Annotated in this window: 17 protein-coding genes and 12 other annotated features; of the genes, 5 read left to right on the top strand and 12 right to left on the bottom strand. The window is 53.2% G+C overall.

From position 1 onward, the window contains the following. Window positions 1-199 precede the first annotated feature (199 nt). Window positions 200-205: a ribosome-binding site (putative RBS for yaeH; RegulonDB:STMS1H000579), on the top strand. Then, window positions 200-598 (top strand): putative cytoplasmic protein gene (gene yaeH / locus STM0211; RefSeq protein NP_459216.1). Within the gene, window positions 212-598 belong to an annotated coding region; the region does not span the whole gene. It overlaps the preceding feature by 6 nt. Before the next feature lie 88 nt (window positions 599-686). Here the strand turns inward: yaeH and cdaR are convergent. The 3 genes from cdaR to dgt all read right to left on the bottom strand — a co-directional run bounded on the left by cdaR (window position 687) and on the right by dgt (window position 5,077). Beyond that, window positions 687-1,856 (bottom strand): putative inner membrane protein gene (gene cdaR, locus STM0210; RefSeq protein ID NP_459215.1). Within the gene, window positions 687-1,844 belong to an annotated coding region; the region does not span the whole gene. Continuing rightward, window positions 1,851-1,856, bottom strand: a ribosome-binding site (putative RBS for cdaR; RegulonDB:STMS1H000578). (Overlaps the previous gene by 6 nt.) 140 nt (window positions 1,857-1,996) lie before the next feature. Then, window positions 1,997-3,424 carry a periplasmic serine protease Do, heat shock protein gene (gene htrA, locus STM0209; RefSeq protein ID NP_459214.1) on the bottom strand — a complete coding sequence of 476 codons (1,428 nt, stop codon included), beginning with the start codon at window positions 3,422-3,424 and terminating at the stop codon, window positions 1,997-1,999. Between the two features lie 129 nt (window positions 3,425-3,553). After that, the gene (dgt, locus tag STM0208; protein NP_459213.1) for a deoxyguanosine triphosphate triphosphohydrolase occupies window positions 3,554-5,077 on the bottom strand. Within the gene, window positions 3,554-5,071 belong to an annotated coding region; the region does not span the whole gene. Then, window positions 5,072-5,077: a ribosome-binding site (putative RBS for dgt; RegulonDB:STMS1H000577), on the bottom strand. Its footprint overlaps the gene before it by 6 nt. Window positions 5,078-5,155: 78 nt before the next feature. Here dgt and pfs point away from each other — a divergent pair. From pfs to yadS, 3 genes are all read left to right on the top strand, one after another. Continuing rightward, on the top strand, window positions 5,156-5,854 hold the full coding sequence (pfs, locus tag STM0207) for a 5'-methylthioadenosine/S-adenosylhomocysteine nucleosidase (RefSeq protein NP_459212.1): 699 nt from the start codon (window positions 5,156-5,158) through the stop codon (window positions 5,852-5,854). Further along, window positions 5,840-5,845: a ribosome-binding site (putative RBS for btuF; RegulonDB:STMS1H000576), on the top strand. Its footprint overlaps the gene before it by 6 nt. Continuing rightward, window positions 5,840-6,647, top strand: a protein-coding gene (btuF, locus tag STM0206) for a putative cobalamin periplasmic binding protein (RefSeq protein NP_459211.1). Within the gene, window positions 5,847-6,647 belong to an annotated coding region; the region does not span the whole gene. The genes pfs and btuF overlap by 15 nt, the downstream gene beginning before the upstream one ends. Window positions 6,648-6,669: 22 nt before the next feature. Then, window positions 6,670-6,675: a ribosome-binding site (putative RBS for yadS; RegulonDB:STMS1H000575), on the top strand. After that, window positions 6,670-7,307 (top strand): putative inner membrane protein gene (gene yadS, locus STM0205; RefSeq protein ID NP_459210.1). Within the gene, window positions 6,684-7,307 belong to an annotated coding region; the region does not span the whole gene. It overlaps the preceding feature by 6 nt. 100 nt (window positions 7,308-7,407) lie before the next feature. Here the strand turns inward: yadS and yadR are convergent. Then, window positions 7,408-7,797: a putative HesB-like domain protein gene (gene yadR / locus STM0204; RefSeq protein NP_459209.3), complete on the bottom strand. Its 390-nt coding sequence runs from the start codon at window positions 7,795-7,797 to the stop codon at window positions 7,408-7,410. 36 nt (window positions 7,798-7,833) lie between these two features. Beyond that, a complete protein-coding gene (gene yadQ / locus STM0203; RefSeq protein NP_459208.1) occupies window positions 7,834-9,255 on the bottom strand; it encodes a putative ClC family chlorine transport protein in 1,422 nt (473 codons plus the stop codon). Between the two features lie 156 nt (window positions 9,256-9,411). Then, window positions 9,412-9,417, top strand: a ribosome-binding site (putative RBS for hemL; RegulonDB:STMS1H000574). Between yadQ and hemL the strand changes: the two genes are divergently transcribed. Continuing rightward, window positions 9,412-10,705 (top strand): aminomutase gene (gene hemL / locus STM0202; RefSeq protein ID NP_459207.1). Within the gene, window positions 9,425-10,705 belong to an annotated coding region; the region does not span the whole gene. It overlaps the preceding feature by 6 nt. Before the next feature lie 107 nt (window positions 10,706-10,812). Here hemL and STM0201 read toward each other — a convergent pair. From STM0201 to stfA, 7 genes are all read right to left on the bottom strand, one after another. Next, on the bottom strand, window positions 10,813-11,652 hold the full coding sequence (locus tag STM0201) for a putative outer membrane protein (protein NP_459206.1): 840 nt from the start codon (window positions 11,650-11,652) through the stop codon (window positions 10,813-10,815). Beyond that, window positions 11,652-12,199, bottom strand: a protein-coding gene (stfG, locus tag STM0200) for a putative minor fimbrial subunit (protein ID NP_459205.1). Within the gene, window positions 11,652-12,182 belong to an annotated coding region; the region does not span the whole gene. The genes STM0201 and stfG overlap by 1 nt, the downstream gene beginning before the upstream one ends. Next, the gene (gene stfF / locus STM0199) for a putative minor fimbrial subunit (protein ID NP_459204.1) occupies window positions 12,182-12,672 on the bottom strand. Within the gene, window positions 12,182-12,658 belong to an annotated coding region; the region does not span the whole gene. The genes stfG and stfF overlap by 18 nt, the downstream gene beginning before the upstream one ends. Then, window positions 12,194-12,199: a ribosome-binding site (putative RBS for stfG; RegulonDB:STMS1H000573), on the bottom strand. (Overlaps the previous gene by 6 nt.) Next, window positions 12,655-13,180, bottom strand: a protein-coding gene (gene stfE, locus STM0198; protein NP_459203.1) for a putative minor fimbrial subunit. Within the gene, window positions 12,655-13,167 belong to an annotated coding region; the region does not span the whole gene. The genes stfF and stfE overlap by 18 nt, the downstream gene beginning before the upstream one ends. After that, window positions 12,667-12,672 (bottom strand) — a ribosome-binding site (putative RBS for stfF; RegulonDB:STMS1H000572). It overlaps the preceding gene by 6 nt. Next, window positions 13,175-13,180, bottom strand: a ribosome-binding site (putative RBS for stfE; RegulonDB:STMS1H000571). It lies within the gene stfE. A 5-nt stretch (window positions 13,181-13,185) precedes the next feature. Further along, window positions 13,186-13,953 (bottom strand): putative periplasmic fimbrial chaperone gene (gene stfD / locus STM0197; RefSeq protein NP_459202.1). Within the gene, window positions 13,186-13,938 belong to an annotated coding region; the region does not span the whole gene. Continuing rightward, window positions 13,948-13,953, bottom strand: a ribosome-binding site (putative RBS for stfD; RegulonDB:STMS1H000570). (Overlaps the previous gene by 6 nt.) Window positions 13,954-13,955: 2 nt before the next feature. Then, window positions 13,956-16,630 (bottom strand): putative fimbrial outer membrane usher gene (stfC, locus tag STM0196; protein NP_459201.1). Within the gene, window positions 13,956-16,613 belong to an annotated coding region; the region does not span the whole gene. After that, window positions 16,625-16,630 (bottom strand) — a ribosome-binding site (putative RBS for stfC; RegulonDB:STMS1H000569). (Overlaps the previous gene by 6 nt.) A 68-nt stretch (window positions 16,631-16,698) precedes the next feature. Next, window positions 16,699-17,270 (bottom strand): putative fimbrial subunit gene (gene stfA, locus STM0195; RefSeq protein NP_459200.1). Within the gene, window positions 16,699-17,259 belong to an annotated coding region; the region does not span the whole gene. After that, window positions 17,265-17,270, bottom strand: a ribosome-binding site (putative RBS for stfA; RegulonDB:STMS1H000568). (Overlaps the previous gene by 6 nt.) Window positions 17,271-17,635 lie beyond the last annotated feature (365 nt).

Below are 17,635 nucleotides of genomic sequence, written 5' to 3'. Positions count from 1 at the left end.
CGGTCAATTTCCCACACTGACTTCAAACGCTTTCTCTATAAACGGAATATCGCGTTGAATTACTTAAGCTATCAATAACCGCCGCCCTTTTGCTCATGACGTTGCCGAGACGTCTTCTGCGATCAACCGCGCTTTTTTTGTATACACTGGTGGCGAAAAACCAATTTTTCGTTAATTATTCAAAAGTTATAGTGTGATGAAGGATACCGCTATGTATGACAATCTAAAAAGTCTGGGCATTACCAATCCTGAGGAAATCGATCGTTACAGCCTGCGGCAAGAAGCCAATAACGATATCCTGAAAATCTATTTTCAAAAGGATAGAGGTGAATTCTTTGCTAAAAGCGTGAAGTTTAAGTATCCACGCCAGCGTAAAACGGTGGTGGCCGATGGCATCGGTCAGGGTTATAAAGAGGTACAGGAGATTAGCCCTAACCTACGCTATGTGATTGACGAGCTGGACCAAATCTGCCAGCGCGACCGCTCAGAACTCGATCTCAAACGTAAGATCCTCGACGACTTGCGCCACCTGGAAAGCGTCGTCGCGAATAAGATCAGTGAAATCGAAGCCGATCTGGACAAGCTTACCCGTAAGTAAGCTGTGTGTTGCCGGATGGCGACGTGTTACGCCTTATCCGGCCTACAGATATATCCCCGTAGGCCTGATAAGCGTAGCGCCGCCGGGCTTAACGCTGTTCATCCAGTTGTAGCGCCACATACAGCAACAGCCGATCGTCAAAATTTCCCAAATCCAGCCCGGTCAGTTCCGAAATACGATTTAGCCGATATTCCAGCGTGTTACGATGAATAAACAGCGCCTTAGAGGTCGCCAGCGGCTGGACATTATGGCGAAACCACGCCGTCAGCGTCCGACGTAATAACCCGTTGTTATCCATCGCTTTGAGTTTTACCAGCGGGCGCGCCAGCTCATTGGCCTGCCAGCCGCCACGCAGGCTATCTAACAGGACCGGCAGCATCAAATCCTGATAAAAATAGCTGCGGCTCTCTGGCATTCGCTGTTTGCCGACCATCATCGTGGTGCGCGCCGTGCGGTATGAGCGTGCAATACTGCCCGGCCCGGTAAAGTAATTGCCCAGCGCCACGCGAAAACGTAGCTGACCATTCTCTTTCATGCGCGAGATAAGCTGCTCTACGCGCTTACGATGATCTTCAGCATCCCAACGACCAAACGAGTTTAAGGCGGGTTTGAGTACCACCATCTCGGTGAGAGAAACAATGGCTATCAGGTTGTTACGCTCCGGCGTGGTAAGCGCATTCTGCAACTGCTGAAGTTCCGCCATTGCGCTATCGACGCCAAGCTGGCCGCTGTCGACTTCCACCACCGCCGCCACACGCGGCTGGTTCAAATCGATCCCCAAACGCTGCGCCCATTCCACCAGCGCCGGCGTATTTTCTTCGGCCTGAATCAGGTTCATCACCAACTCTTCGCGCAAACGGCTATCCTGCGCCAAAAGGTGCATTAACCGCGACTGCTCCAGCATCATTTCGGCAGTCATACACACCAGTTCGCCATATTTACGCAGGTGCTCTGGTTCGCCGGTGAGGCCGATCACGCCGACAATTTCGCCCTCAAGACGTAAGGGAAGATTAATCCCCTGACGCACCCCGTGCAGGTGTCGCGCCACGGCGTCGTCGATATCCACAACCCGGCCCTGCGACAGCACTAACAGCGCGCCTTCGTGCAATTCACCAATACGTTCCCGATCGCCGCTGCCGATAATGCGCCCGCGGGCATCCATTACGTTGATATTGGTATCGATGATGCGCATAGTGCGCGCCACGATATCCTGCGCCATTTTGGTATCAAGATGCCAGCCAGCCATAAATCCCTCCTGTGAGCAGAGCACAAGCATAAGGAAGATGACAGGTCTCGACATTGTGCAAATGCACAAAACGGTGCAAATAAGTATGGAGTTGTGGGGGGTTTCACAGAAAAGTGTTGCCCCCTTCCATGGCGGAAGGGGGACAAAGGTGATTACTGCATCAGCAAATAAATAGAACTATCACCACGCTGAATATTCAGCGCCAGAACCGACGGCTTGCTGTCGAGAATCTTACGCAGCTCGGCGATATTTTTCACCGGCTGCTGGTTAGCGCCGATAATCACATCGCCTTTTTTGAGGCCAATTTGCGCGGCGGGTGAGTTCGCTTTCACGCTGCTCACCACAACGCCTTTATCCTGGCCTTTATTGCTCATTTCAGCGCCTTCAATCCCGCTGAAGATGGTGCTGGAATCAACCTGACTCTGGCTGCTCTGCTGCAGTTCCAGATTCACCGTAATCGCTTTACCTTCACGCAGCAGACCGAGGCTGATTTTGCTGCCGACCGGCATAGTGCCGACCTGAGCGCGCAGCGCCGCAAAGCTGCTGATCGGTTTACCGTTCAGCGAGGTAATGACATCCCCGGCTTTGATACCCGCTTTCGCCGCGGACGAATTCGGCATCACCTGGCTGACGAACGCGCCTCGCTGGGCGTCGACTTTCATCGCTTTCGCCAATTCGGAATTCAGCTCAGTCCCCATGATCCCCAGTTCGCCGCGTTTCACCTGGCCGTATTCCACCATCTGCGACGTCAGGTTTTTCACCATGTTACTGGGGATAGCGAAGCCGATACCGATGTTGCCGCCGTCCGGCGCCAGAATCGCGGTGTTAATACCGATCAGCTCACCGTTCAGGTTCACCAGCGCGCCGCCGGAGTTACCACGGTTAATCGCGGCGTCGGTCTGAATAAAGTTCTCGTAATTTTCTACGTTCAGGCCGCTACGCCCCAGCGCCGAAACGATACCTGACGTCACCGTTTCGCCCAGACCAAACGGGTTACCAATAGCGACGGTATAATCCCCCACGCGCAGCGCGTCGGAGTCCGCCAGCTTAATCGCCGTCAGGTTCTTCGGATTCTGAATTTGAATCAGCGCGATATCAGAACGCGGATCTTTGCCCACCACTTTAGCATCGAATTTACGCCCATCGCTAAGCTGTACTTTAATCACGCTGGCGTTATCAACCACGTGGTTGTTGGTGACGACGTAGCCCTTCGCGGCGTCAATAATTACGCCGGAGCCCAGCGCCATGAATTTCTGTTGTTGACCGCCGTTGCCGCCGTTACCGCCGCCCTGGCAGAACGGAGAATTCTGGAACGGAGAACCGTCCTGGCAGAACGGGGAGTCATCGCCAAAGAACTGCTGGAAATTACGCGGCATACGCGGCGTATTCACCGTGGTGCTACCTTCAACATTAATACTGACCACCGATGGCATCACTTTTTCGAGCATCGGTGCCAGGCTTGGCATCTGCTGGGCAGTCATTGCTGAAGAGGACGTTTCAGCCGCCGTGGCAGACAGAGGCGACAATGCCAAACCTAAACTCAGAGCCAGTGCACTCATTGCTAATGTGGTTTTTTTCATGTGTTTCAATCTCGATTAACAGGTAACGCAAAATTGCTGTGTACGTCAGATTCATTTTATAACGCGAAGTTCCGGAATAAAGTTTCTGGAAAAAGTAAAAATTTATTGTCCATCTTTACAAAAGTCCATTTACTGTTCGACCGCCATCAAACGCCGATATTCATCCCATGCGTAAAGGTCAGTCATCCCGCTGATATAATCCTGAATCAACCGACAGCGATAATAATATTCCAGTACCGGGTACTCCGCCGAATCCGTGGGTAATTTACTGACGACTTCCACGTAGGCCAAACGATGGCGCGTAGAAAGTTTCTGAAATAAGCGCGATTCTATGGGGAAGCGTTTCAACCGTTCTTTTTCCACCAGCTCGCGAAAGTCGTTAAGCGACAAGCTTAATAGCGGCTGATAGATATCTAATAACCCGCTGATCACCCGGTATCCCTGTAGTTCAAGCTGTTCTACATCCGGATGGCTAAACACATGCTCAACCGCCACATTCTTATAGAGTTCAAGCAGGCGGCTAAAACCGCTGGCATCTTCCAGTAACGCCTGATTGAAGGTACCGGCAAAAATCTGCGGCAAATTATCAATAAAACGCTGAGCGGCATAGGGCACCAGTTTATTTAATGTATTTACGCGTAAATACATAAAAAACTGATCTTCGGTACTGCGGCTTAATGTATTGGCGCGTGATTTTTCCCACGCATTTCCTACCACCAGCTCAAACAGCGAATCCTTCTCATGGTGGCACCACGCGTGATATAAATGGTGATAAAGCTGCTCAACGCTAAAGATTCTTTTCTCTACCGCGTCTTCAAGATCGGCGACACAATAAGAAATATCATCTGCGGCTTCCATAATCCACGTTAATGGAAAGCGACTGTAAGGCGCTAACTGCAGTTCTTTACGTAACCTCGCAATATACTTCTCTTCAGAAAGATAATAGCCCGGTTTCTTCATTAAATAGCGATGGGAATCCGGCACCGGCCCTCGCCACCATGCCGGACGGGTATATTTTAAAATTCCGCCGACCTGCGCCCAGGTAAGATTCATCCGCATGAGCGTATGTACCAGACGAATTCCCTGTGCATTGCCTTCAAAATGGCAGATATCCTGACGTACCTTGCGGCGAATATCGTTCAGATTTTCTTCGCCTTCCTGTAACCGTAGCGAGGAAACCACACAGCGATCATGCGTGAGCGGCTGACTTTCCGCATCTTCCGGATGCAGCCGCTGACGAAACCAGTCATTGATCGCCGCCTCGCCAAAATGACCGAACGGCGGATTACCGATGTCGTGCATCAGGCAGGCCATTTCCACAATACTTTCAAAGGGACCGGTCAGCGCGTCCAGGCCGTACTCCTCCAGTCGGTCTTGCTCTTTCAGACGGCTTAAAATCTCTTTCGCGATATAACGCCCTACCTGCTGCACCTCCATCGAATGCGTCAGGCGAGTACGCACCGCGGCATTGCGCTCCAGCGGGAAAACCTGCGTTTTTTGCTGCAAACGGCGTATAGCCGGAGAGTTGATAATCCGCCCGCGATCGCTTTCAAAAATCCGCAGGATCTCATGCTCCGTCTTTACACCCTGCGGTGAACGATAACGACGATGCCAGTTAATTTTATTTCGGAAATCGATCGATGCCATATCCTCTCCCCGCCTGAGAAATGCGCTTCCCCATAAGCGCATGATAAACTATGCCCCCAAAACTGACTTATCGCGAGTAAATCTATGAAAATCGGCATCATTGGCGCAATGGAAGAAGAAGTTACGCTGCTGCGTGACAAAATTGACAACCGTCAGACGATTACGCTGGGCGGCTGCGAAATTTACACTGGCCAGTTGAACGGCACCGAAGTGGCGTTGCTGAAATCCGGTATCGGTAAAGTCGCGGCGGCGCTGGGCGCAACGTTGCTTCTGGAGCACTGCAAGCCGGACGTGATCATCAATACCGGTTCCGCAGGCGGTCTGGCGTCCACGCTGAAGGTCGGCGATATCGTCGTCTCTGACGAAGCGCGTTACCACGACGCTGATGTGACCGCTTTCGGCTATGAATACGGGCAATTACCGGGCTGTCCGGCCGGATTTAAGGCCGATGACAAACTGATCGCCGCCGCGGAATCCTGCATCAGAGAGCTGAATCTGAACGCGGTACGCGGCCTTATTGTTAGCGGCGACGCGTTTATTAACGGTTCCGTCGGGCTGGCGAAAATCCGGCATAACTTCCCCGACGCGGTCGCCGTAGAGATGGAAGCCACCGCTATCGCCCACGTCTGCCATAACTTCAACGTGCCGTTCGTGGTGGTTCGCGCTATTTCTGACGTGGCCGATCAGCAATCGCACCTCAGCTTTGACGAATTCCTCGCGGTGGCGGCGAAACAGTCGACTCTGATGGTCGAAACGCTGGTACAGAAACTGGCGCATGGCTAAGCAAATGTTCAGGGCGCTGGTCGCCCTGCTGCTTACGCTCCCGGTGTGGCTTTACGCTGCGCCGCGCGTCATTACCCTCTCTCCCGCCAATACGGAGCTCGCTTTTGCCGCCGGGATTACGCCCGTTGGCGTCAGCAGCTATTCCGACTACCCGCCCGAAGCGCAAAAAATAGAACAAGTCTCTACCTGGCAGGGAATGAATCTGGAACGCATTGTGGCGCTGAAGCCGGATCTGGTCGTCGCCTGGCGCGGCGGTAATGCGGAACGCCAGGTAAACCAACTGACGTCATTAGGTATTAAGGTCATGTGGGTGGACGCGGTAACCATCGAACAGATCGCCGACACGCTCCGTCAACTGGCCGCCTGGAGCCCGCAGCCGGAAAAGGCTCAGCAGGCAGCGCAGACATTGCTAAACGAGTACGCCGCGCTCAACGCCGAGTATGCCGGTAAAGCTAAAAAGCGCGTCTTTCTTCAGTTTGGCATGAATCCTCTGTTTACCAGTGGTAAAGGGTCTATTCAACATCAGGTTTTGACGACCTGCGGCGGAGAAAACGTCTTTGCTGACAGCCGCGTGCCGTGGCCGCAAGTCAGCCGTGAGCAGGTGCTGGCAAGGCATCCCCAGGCCATTATCGTGGCCGGAAAAGCGGGCGAAATTCTCAAAATTGAACAATACTGGGGAAACCTGTTAAAAATTCCGGTTATTCCGCTTAACAGCGACTGGTTTGAACGCGCAAGCCCGCGTATTATCCTCGCCGCAAAACAACTCTGTAATGCGCTTTCACAGGTGAATTAGAGCCTGTCTTACCAGGCTCCCAGTGGGGATTCGACAATGCTCGTCTATTGGCTGGATATTGTAGGCACGGCTGTATTTGCTATCTCTGGCGTGTTGCTGGCCGGGAAATTACGTATGGACCCGTTCGGCGTCCTGGTGCTCGGCGTCGTTACTGCCGTCGGCGGCGGGACAATCCGCGATATGGCGCTGGATAACGGCCCGGTATTCTGGGTTAAAGATCCTACCGACCTGGTCGTCGCCATGGTCACCAGTATGCTGACCATCCTACTGGTTCGCCAGCCAAGACGTCTACCGAAATGGATGTTGCCGGTACTGGATGCGGTCGGGCTGGCGGTGTTTGTCGGCATTGGGGTGAATAAAGCCTTCCTCGCTGAAACGGGGCCATTAGTGGCTGTCTGTATGGGCGTGATTACCGGCGTCGGCGGCGGGATTATTCGCGATGTTCTGGCACGCGAGATCCCCATGATCCTACGCACCGAAATCTATGCCACGGCCTGTATTATCGGCGGGATTGTTCACGCCACCGCGTTTTATACGTTTTCAGTACCGCTGGAAAGCGCCAGCATGATGGGTATGGTGGTCACGCTGTTCATTCGGCTGGCGGCCATTCGCTGGCATTTGAAATTGCCGACGTTTGCCCTGGATGAAAACGGACGTTGATATTGTTTTGCCCGATGGCGCTACGCTTATCGGGCCTGGAACATCTTTCCTGTAGGCCGGATAAGACGCTCGCGTCGCCATCCGGCACAACGAACAGCAATCAAATGCTGAAGGAAGAGCCACACCCGCAGGTACTTTTCGCATTCGGGTTGGTTACAATGAAGCGGGAACCTTCCAGACCTTCGGTATAATCTACCGAACCACCCACCAGATACTGCAAACTCATCGGGTCAACCACCAGGCCAACGCCCTGTTTTTCGATGGTCATATCCCCTTCGTTCACCTGATCGTCAAAGGTAAAACCATACTGGAAGCCGCTGCAACCACCGCCGGTGATATACACGCGCAGTTTCAGATTCGGGTTATCTTCGTCAGCGATAAGACTTTTTACTTTATTCGCTGCTGCGTCGGTAAACTGCAGCGGCAGCGCTACGTCATCACTCATATTTTGCTCCAAACGACATCGGTAATTGGATAAATTTTCACCCAATATTGGCAGTCATTATCTAATACCCTGGTAATTCGTTCAAGTATTCTCGTCCGCAGGCGCATTCTGGTTTTTCTCCGCCTGTTCCGCATCCTGCTTCGCCAGAGTGCGCGCCAGGATGGTTGAGTATAACGGTTTCCCGCCCAAAAACTGGGCTAATAGTGTCGCGCCAAGACAGGTGATAATCATTGGCAAAATGAGCTGATAGTTATCGGTCATCTCCAGCACCAGCACAATCCCTGTCAACGGGGCGCGCACCGACGCCGCCATCAGCGCCCCCATCCCGGCAATCGCAAAGGTACCGGCCTCCAGGTGATACTGCGGGAAAAGCACTGCCGCCGCCATACCGAAGGCCGTACCAAGCAGCGTTCCCAGCGCCAGCATCGGGGCGAAAATGCCCCCCGGCGCGCCGGAAGAAAAGCAAAGCAGCGTCGTGACAACCCGGGTAATAAAGATGAACAGCAGTAGCCCGACGCTAAAATTACCTGCCGCGGCGATAGGAATAAGGTTAAATCCGCCGCCTGCCGCGGCCGGCTCAATCAACCCCAGAATACCGCACAGGCCGCCGATCGCGCCGCCCATAAGCACCCATTTTTTAATTTCGCCGCCATGAAAGCGCTGAAACATATCCTGGGTACGCAGCACCAGCGAATTAAATACCGGCCCGACGCAGCCAAAAATAATACCGAGGATAAGGTATAACCACAGCGTGTTAACCGGCGCATCAGACAGTTTGCCGACTTCAATAATCGGCGCTTCGCCGTTAAATATGCGGAACACAATGCTCGACATGATGACGCCGGTAAACACCGCTTTAATCGAAATCAGGTTGTAGCGAAACTGCGGGCGCATCTCTTCAATAATAAACAGGATACCCGCCAGCGGCGCGTTAAACGCCGCAGAGAGCCCCGCCGCCGCGCCGGTCGCCAGCAACGTATGCCGCGCTTCGGCGCTGCGCATACGAAAAACATCCAGCACCATGCGCCCCAGGTTGCCCCCGATTTGCACCGTTGGCCCTTCGCGCCCTAATACCATTCCTGCGCCCAACGTTCCCATCCCGCCGATAAACTTCACCGGCAACACGCGCCACCAGCGCACCGGACGTAACTCCTCCAGCGCACCTTCAATTTCCGGGATACCCGAGCCGCCGGCTTCCGGCGCAAATTTTCGCACCAAAAAGTAGCCGACCATCGCCAGTAACGCCGAAAGGATAAAGGCCAGCGGCCAAAGCAAAAACGCATGGTCCGCGACCTGAACCAGCGCGCCAATGCGCATGTTTTGTACCCAGGAAACCGCCTTTTCAAAGGCGACGCCAACCAGTCCGGTAAGCGTGCCGACAACGGCCGCCATGAACAGGATGGCCAGCGGCGTTTTATCCCGCTGCATTAACCGGCGAATCTGATCTCTGCGCCGTAAACGCACAATTTGCTGAGCTAAAAAGGTGGAAGTGTCTGTTTTCATCAGAAGATCATTAATTGGTAATACAAATCTAAAGTCGGCATTCTACTCGCCAACGCCGCGAAAATCCCCTGCAAATCGTATTGTTTCAAATGCGTAAAACTTTCATAACCTTCTCTGAATAACTTAGAATAGCGGGTATTCACTTTTTCTACGAACCAGGAATCTTTCCATGAGTAAGTCTGAAAATCTCTATAGCGCGGCCCGCGAGCTGATCCCCGGCGGCGTGAACTCCCCTGTTCGCGCCTTCACTGGCGTGGGCGGCACCCCGCTGTTTATCGAAAAAGCGGACGGCGCTTATCTTTATGATGTCGATGGCAAAGCGTATATCGACTATGTCGGTTCCTGGGGACCAATGGTACTGGGGCATAACCATCCGGCTATCCGCAATGCGGTGATCGAAGCTGCGGAGCGCGGTTTAAGCTTCGGCGCGCCAACCGAAATGGAAGTGAAAATGGCGGAACTGGTCACCAACCTGGTGCCGACCATGGACATGGTGCGCATGGTGAACTCCGGCACCGAAGCGACGATGAGCGCTATTCGCCTGGCGCGTGGTTTTACTGGCCGCGATAAGATTATCAAATTCGAAGGCTGCTACCACGGCCACGCAGACTGTCTGCTGGTCAAAGCCGGTTCTGGCGCGCTGACGCTCGGTCAGCCGAACTCGCCGGGCGTGCCGGCAGATTTCGCGAAACATACGCTGACCTGCACTTATAACGATCTGACGTCAGTGCGCGCGGCATTTGAACAATATCCGCAGGAAATCGCCAGTATCATCGTCGAACCCGTGGCGGGCAATATGAACTGCGTCCCGCCGCTGCCGGAATTTCTGCCAGGTCTGCGCGCCTTGTGCGATGAGTTCGGCGCGCTGCTGATTATCGACGAAGTAATGACCGGTTTTCGCGTAGCGCTGGCCGGAGCCCAGGATTACTACGGCGTCGTGCCGGACCTGACCTGTCTGGGTAAAATCATCGGCGGCGGGATGCCGGTAGGCGCGTTTGGCGGTCGTCGCGATGTAATGGATGCGCTGGCGCCGACGGGCCCGGTTTACCAGGCGGGCACCCTTTCCGGCAACCCGATTGCGATGGCGGCCGGTTTCGCCTGCCTGAATGAAGTCGCCCAGCCCGGCATTCATGAAACGCTGGATGAGCTCACCACCCGCCTGGCGGAAGGGCTGTGCGAAGCGGCGCAGGAGGCGGGGATCCCACTGGTCGTCAACCATGTCGGCGGCATGTTCGGGATTTTCTTCACCGACGCTGAGAGCGTAACCTGCTATCAGGACGTGATGGCGTGCGACGTGGAACGCTTTAAGCGTTTCTTCCACCTGATGCTGGAGGAAGGCGTATATCTGGCGCCATCGGCGTTTGAGGCGGGCTTTATGTCGGTCGCACACAGCATGGACGACATTAATAATACTATTGACGCCGCGCGTCGGGTGTTTGCGAAACTGTAAAAGAGAACGTCCAGAAACAACGTAGGCCGGGTAAGGCGAAGCCGCCACCCGGTTTTTTTTTGGTTCATACCAGGTTAGCGTGAATCTTCGCCAAACACCCAGCCCCCCTAAAGCTCATCAATAATATACTGGAAGCTACAGGTCGACGTGAACTGCCCGGAGCCAATGTTGCGGGTGTTCACCGCTACATTAATGTCATGAAGCTCAACATCGGTTATCGGATGATCAACGGCGCTGGTCGTGACGCTCGACTGGTCGCAGCCCAGCACATTGAGCGTAATACCCGATGAGACAAAACGGCAATAAGCGCCACGGTTGTCAAATTTGCTGCCATCGCACAGTTTTCCCCCCTCCATCAAATAGGTATGTAACGTGCGATTCACCGTGCCACCGGTGGCATCAAGCATGAGGGTTGTTTTCTGTTTCGAAACGTTCGCATCCCAGGAGATATCAAAAGTATCAACGGGAACTTTCGGGCAAACTGAACTGCGCGTATCCGGCGGGGAATACGTTTCGTTAGTGATAAAAGTGGTAGCAACGATATGGCTCGACGCCAGCCAGGGGCAACCATAATCATCGCTTTGTACCGTAATCTCCAGGGTAAAAGAACCACACCCCCTCCAGTTCGAGGGAAGATTCTTGCACGCAGATCGCGAAACAGTGTTATCAAAATCCTTCAATACAACCTTCGGCGCAGGTTCTGGCCCAGACCAGGAGTCTGCGGTTAGCGTTTCTCCTTTACGATGTCCCGAAAGGTTCCAGGAGCCATAGTACACTCCCTCCGGAGTCGCTATCGTCACCTCCGCCACAATAGATTTGTCGCTATTAGGGCCAATACCATAATACATCGTGGTGCTTGAAAACGTCGCTTTCAGCATGGGTTTGGCCACTACCGAACTGCCATAAACGGCAATCAGCAGCAAAAATAAAGTCCGTATTATTTTCATTATAAATACTCAAATGTGGCTAGCGCACTTGCAGAGAACCTTCCCGGAATCAGGTCCTCGCCGGGAAGACGTTGTACCCAGGCATTCAGGTTTAGCGTATTTTTCCCCGTCACCAGCGTAAATATCGCACCCTCTTTATCGTTCATGCCCACGGGAACGCCGGATAGCGTTTCAATACCAATCCCGATCCCGGAAGCGCCTGAATAGCTATCGATGGCCAGGATACCGCGCATTCCGGTCGCTTCGGTTCCAGTGAAAGTCACCTGCACCCCGTTACTCAGCGCCGAATCGCAATCCGTGAGTTCAAACACCAAAGGCTTACGAGCAGACTGGCCGTCGGGAGTGAAATCAGAACTGTCAAGCGACGAAAAATCGACTTCGGCAATCCCCGTCCCCTGCATCGTGAGCGTGCAAGGACTGGCCACCAGGCTACCGGAAAAATGCAGGTTATCTGCCGCTGAGACCGGCAATATCAGCGCCCCACAGAGGATGCAGGCCGCGCCGTGTAATAACGCCTGTCTTTTAGCCATTACTGATAATCCACCTGTAATGTTGCCGTCGCATCGAAGCCGCCTTCTTTCAGCGAAGCACCGCTCTTTTTAACCGGTATGGCTTTCAGAACAGGTATCGATTGTTCATTCACCGTAATGGTGGACCCCAACGTAAAGGGTTGGTCGTTCTGCCTGAGTTCAATCCCCAGCCCCGCCACGCTGGTGTTTACCGCCGCCGGATTAAAATCACTCACGGAACCGCTTAGCGTCAGGGTCATCGCCATCGTCTCATCGCGCACCGTTGAATCACAGGTGATCTCATACGGAACATTCTGCGCATAACGCGTACCATCTATTTTATTAATCAGCAGGTTACCGAACTTAACGTCGATCGTCTGATCATTGTTAATCGTACAATTCGGCGGTGAAATTAATGTGCCGTGAAACTTAAGATTATCGGCTGCCTGTGCGGCAAGGCTGCCCCCCATTAACATCGTCAAAACTATTTTTTTCATTGGTAATCCACCACCAACGTGGCGCCTGCGTTAAACGCGCCACCTGTTAACGTTACGCCATTATTTTTGACGGGAATCGCCTCAATGGCCGGACCGCTGCCGCCGCTGTATTGAAATGACAACCATTGCGTATTGCCGGGTGAAATCAGCGCGCCATCCGTGGCGGTTTGCAGACGGATACCCAATCCATCGACATCGGTTTGCAATACCGACTCGCCATTGATAGTCACCGCATTCCCCTGAATCTGTAACTTCAGGTAATCGCTCACTCTGCCGTTACAGCTCAGGCGATAGCCCACCGCCTGCCGGTAATTCACCCCATCCACTTTCGTCGTCAACACATTGCCAAATTCCACCTCACCGCCGGTCACAGTACAGGGCGGCGCGGCATTAACGACTATCGTCAGCGTCATGTTGACCGTCTTACTTCCCGCTGCCAGCGGCATACTGACCGCACTCAGCATGGCCGCACACGTTACCGTGCCCAGCCGTAACCGCCATTGCCTCATCTTGCGTCTCCTTGTCGGTTACGACTTTCTGCTTTTTGCTTCATCTACCGCACAACTGTTGTCAGTACAGTTAAAAATCAGCGGTAACCGCGCGCCATAATCGTTGACGTAAGTCAGCACAGGCGAGTGACCTAATTCACTGGCGTCCCCTCCCAGCGTCACGTTGCTTTTTGGTGCAATCACTAAAGGGCTAAAGCCTCTGGCTGGTGTGCCGTCCATGCGGTTGCTGGCGTTGCTTAACACCACGTAGTAGCCGGTTGTGTTGCTCACCTGATAGCCATTGCCCTGACGCTGAAGGGTGATCTTGTATTGCCAGGGATGCTGCATATCGATTTTCGATAGCGCCTGCGGGCGGTAAAAAACTTTGATGCGCGTTTGCAGGGCGATTTGCAGCGTATTGGGCTTGTCGCTTTGCGGCGGAATTTCGCGCACGTTGTAATAAAAAAGGGTTTCCCGATCCTGGGGGAGCGACGCCAGCGCCGGCATCCCCTGAATTTTGACCTGTCCGATTGCCGACGGCTCAATGCGCTGGACCGGTGGGACGACGATTAAAGGCGAGGTGATTTTGACGCCCTTCTCATCTTCCACCCAGGACTGCGCCAGATAGGGCAGTTTGCTGTTGGCGTTTTTCAGATCGACGCTTATCGATTTATCTTCGCCGCGAAACACCAGGCGGGTGCGATCGGGCGCGATGGCGGCCTGGGCGCTACCGTAGCCGCCCAGCAAAAGCAGCAAAACAGCGGCCAGGTTATAACGTTTTAATGACATCATGAATGCGGTTTCCTGAATCAATGTGTTGGATAACGAGAAGAGAGCGCTTCGGGTTGCGTCGAAGACGTCCGCCGCTGCGTATGAAGCTGGAGTAATGGTTTCTCTTCGGGCTGCGTTGCCTCAGGTGATGAAGCGTCGCCGATGCACGGCAGCAACAGGCCGCTAAACAGATCGCCCGGCAGCGGATCGGGCAACGTCGCTTCACACTGCGTTTTACCTTCCCATGTCACCTGCAACCGCTCGCCGGGGTTAATGCCGATCAGATAAACGCTGCCGTCTTCACCTACGATCCCTAACTGTTGCTGGCGACTGTTGTAAACCTCTGCGCCGAAGGGCGGCGTGCCGCCATCGCGCAGGCGGATACTGGCCATGGCTTTTTTACCGCTGAGCACCTCCATGCGGCGATAACCGATCGCCCCTTCCGTCAGGGTCGCCTGAGCGATGGAGAGGATTGCTTCCGCGTCTTCCGGCAACTGGGTAATGTCGATTTTCACCTGGTTGCGGTAGTAGTCGTTGACGTCGACAATGACGGCTTTACCAAACGCGTTGGTATATACCGGCGTGCTGTAGCCGGAGATGGGTACGTTCGCTTCATCGCCGACATCCACCAGCAGCCGCGAGCCGCCGTTGACGCTGGTGCGGTGCAACGCCCCGCCTTTAGCAGTCAGCGTCGCGCCGCCCTGGATGTTCAGTCCGCCGGAGGTATAGTCGCCTTCCTGATAGTTCGCACTGACGTCAATGTCGGCATAGCTCGCTTGATAACGGTAGTAGCCGTCGAGAGTCGCACCGTTATCCGCGCGACCAGCGTTGATCTGGTAGTTATTGCGATCGTCAATGCGCTCGTAATAGCCGACCTGATTGCTGTTGTTGTCATCGCTAAAGGAGCCGTTGTAGCTCAGCGTGCGGTTGTTGCCCCACGGAATACTGAGCGAGACGTACACGCCGTCATCACGCTCATTGTCATATTCGTTGCGAAAACCGTTCACCGACAGACTGATCCCGCGCACCTCACCGACATCGAAATAGTGCGACAGCGTCAGGTTATAGCTGTCCTGGTTAGGTTGATTCCAGTAGGTGCGATGGGTGTAGTTGATATAGGCGTTGACGTTTATTGCCGAAAAGTTCTGGCTGTACGTCAGGGTATACATCTCTTTATCGTGGCCGGTGCGCTGACGATCGTTATCGTCATTATGCGTATCGATAAACTCGTCCATCGTCATGTAGTTTTCTTCGGAAAAGCGATAACCAGCAAACGTCAGACGGCTGTCTATATCATCAAAATCTTTAGCGTAGCTGGCACGGAACGAGTTACCCTGAATGGTGCCGTCGCCGTAGGCGCTACCCTCTGGCAGCGTCGCACGGGAATGGGTGACATCGACGGAAAACGCGCCCAGCAGCGCCAGATCGCGCCCCAGTCCTAACGCCAGCGCCTGATAATCCTGCTCACCGATGGCACCGCCGTACAGCGACCAGCCGTTAGCGATCCCCCAGGAGGCTTCGGCTGAGGTGAAAAAGCCGCCTTCCATATTGTGATCCCAGTCCTGCGGTCGCCCGGCTGCCAACTTGTAGCGCACCTGGCCGGGACGGGTCAGAAACGGAATGGAGGCGGTGCTGACGTCATATTCCTGCACCTGACCGCTTTGTTCTTCAATTTTGACGTGTAGATCGCCGGATACCGTTTCATTAATATCCTGAATGCGAAACGGCCCAGCCGGGACCTGCGACTCATAAATCACCCGCCCGCGCTGGGTCACGGTGACTTTGGCGTTGGTGCGCGCCACGCCTGATATATCCGGGGCGTAGCCGCGCAGATTAGGCGGTAACATCTGATCGTCGGTGATAAGGCTGCCGCCAACATAGTTAAAGCCGTCGAAAATATCGGATTCCAGCGATCCTTCGCCCAGCGTTAGCTGCGCCCGGAGCTGCGGGATCGCCCGCCAGGCGTAATAGCGGTTCCAGTCCCAGTTCTGTTCGGAACTGGAGCCAAAGTTGTCTTTATCTTCGCTGTCATTTTCGTGACGATAGTTAGCCTGCCAGTCCGCGCGCAAACGCCACGCGCCGAGGTTGGCACCCACCGTGCCGTTGCCGCTGATGTCATATTCATCGCCGTCATCATGTTCAGCATGTCGCCACTGGCTGTTAACGTTGTAGTCAAATAATACGCCGGGAATCCCTTCATCCCAGCGGGAAGGTGGATCCCACTCTTCATCGCTGTATTCCAGATACGCCTGCGGAATAATCACCGTCAGCGTTGACTGGCTTAAATCCGTTTGGGTTTCCATCCCTTCCAGTTGATCTGGTTGCAGACACTGACCGGCATTTATCCAGATCATTTTATCTGCTATTTCAGGTTTTAACCCCAGCAGCGAGACCAGTTCAGGCGATAAACAGGGATAGGTGTTATCAGGATCGTTATTATCAACGGAATACGTAATAACATTATCCTGGACAATTTGACTCTGATTGACCAGCACCTGGAGATGATAGCTCCCCGGCATAATGTAGCCTTTACGGGAAAAACGGGAGAGATCCAGGCTGGCATCATCTTTAACATCAAGAAATCGGGTATTAAATTGAATGGGCGCTTCCGCGTAGCTATTTTCCGGACCGACAGCCAGAACAATACCCACCACGGCCGCAAGCGTGCTCAGACGAAATTTTTTATAGTGAGCCATCAGACAATCTATCCCTGAAATATATAATCTATTTTTTTACTTTGAGCATCATCCTGCGGCAGACTGCCGCAGGATGATATTTCACTTACAGATAGCTGATCGTGAAGTTTACGGTGCTGCTGAATTCGCCGGTATCGATAGTGGTGGCAGCAGAATCGCCTTTCACCCAGGCTTTGAAGTTAAGAGTCTGTTTCGCCGCCGCAACGCTGCCGTTCATCGTCAGGTTTTCGCTGTAAGCGTCGCCCAATTTGATCGCGGAACCCAGGTGGTTGCCGATAACAATGCTGGAACCCGCCATTTCGCCGCCGCCGATACGCATCAGCGCAACGCTGCCCGGATTAGCGCTGGATTCGTTACCGATGGCAGAGAAAACGGTAGACGCTTCTTTCTCAGTGGTGAATGCGCAGTTTTCCAGACCGATATGGAAATCGACTTTTGAAGATTCTTTACCGCCCATCAGAGAACCGGTACCGATATGGCCCAGGTTAACGGTCTGGTGTTCGTCGCCAACCACGATTGAACACGGTGAATCTTCAATAGTACCGGTAAAAGTCACCGTACCAGTATTACTGCCCGCAGCATTGGCAAAGCTGGAAACACCCATAACCAGTGCGGCAGCAACCGCAGCTTTTACTGCTGTATTCATTTTTCATCCTTATTAAAAGTTGGTGAGTATTTTTACGCTATTCACACAGAGTTATACTCAATACCCCATGTTTATATTAGTAGATATATATTATATGACGAGTTATGAAATTGCCGATGCAACATTCAAAAGAAGCAAACAACACGTTAATAAATAACATCCCTTAGGCGCGGTGAAGTATTTTCCATTAAAAACCCAAAGACAAGCGTTTTTTATTTAAAGGATTATCAGAATTAAATAATAAATATTTTTACCGTTCAAAAAACAAACAAAGCAAGCAAGACGGGAGAGCCAAAAAAACAATAAACATGTCAAAATGAATAAAAAAAGATCAGAATTACAGTACTGAATATATAGCAATGACGCGTAACATTTA

It is taken from the genome of Salmonella enterica subsp. enterica serovar Typhimurium str. LT2, assembly GCF_000006945.2.
In the GTDB taxonomy this organism is placed as follows: Bacteria; Pseudomonadota; Gammaproteobacteria; order Enterobacterales; family Enterobacteriaceae; genus Salmonella; species Salmonella enterica.
This window is presented reverse-complemented; position numbering and strand designations above follow the sequence as displayed.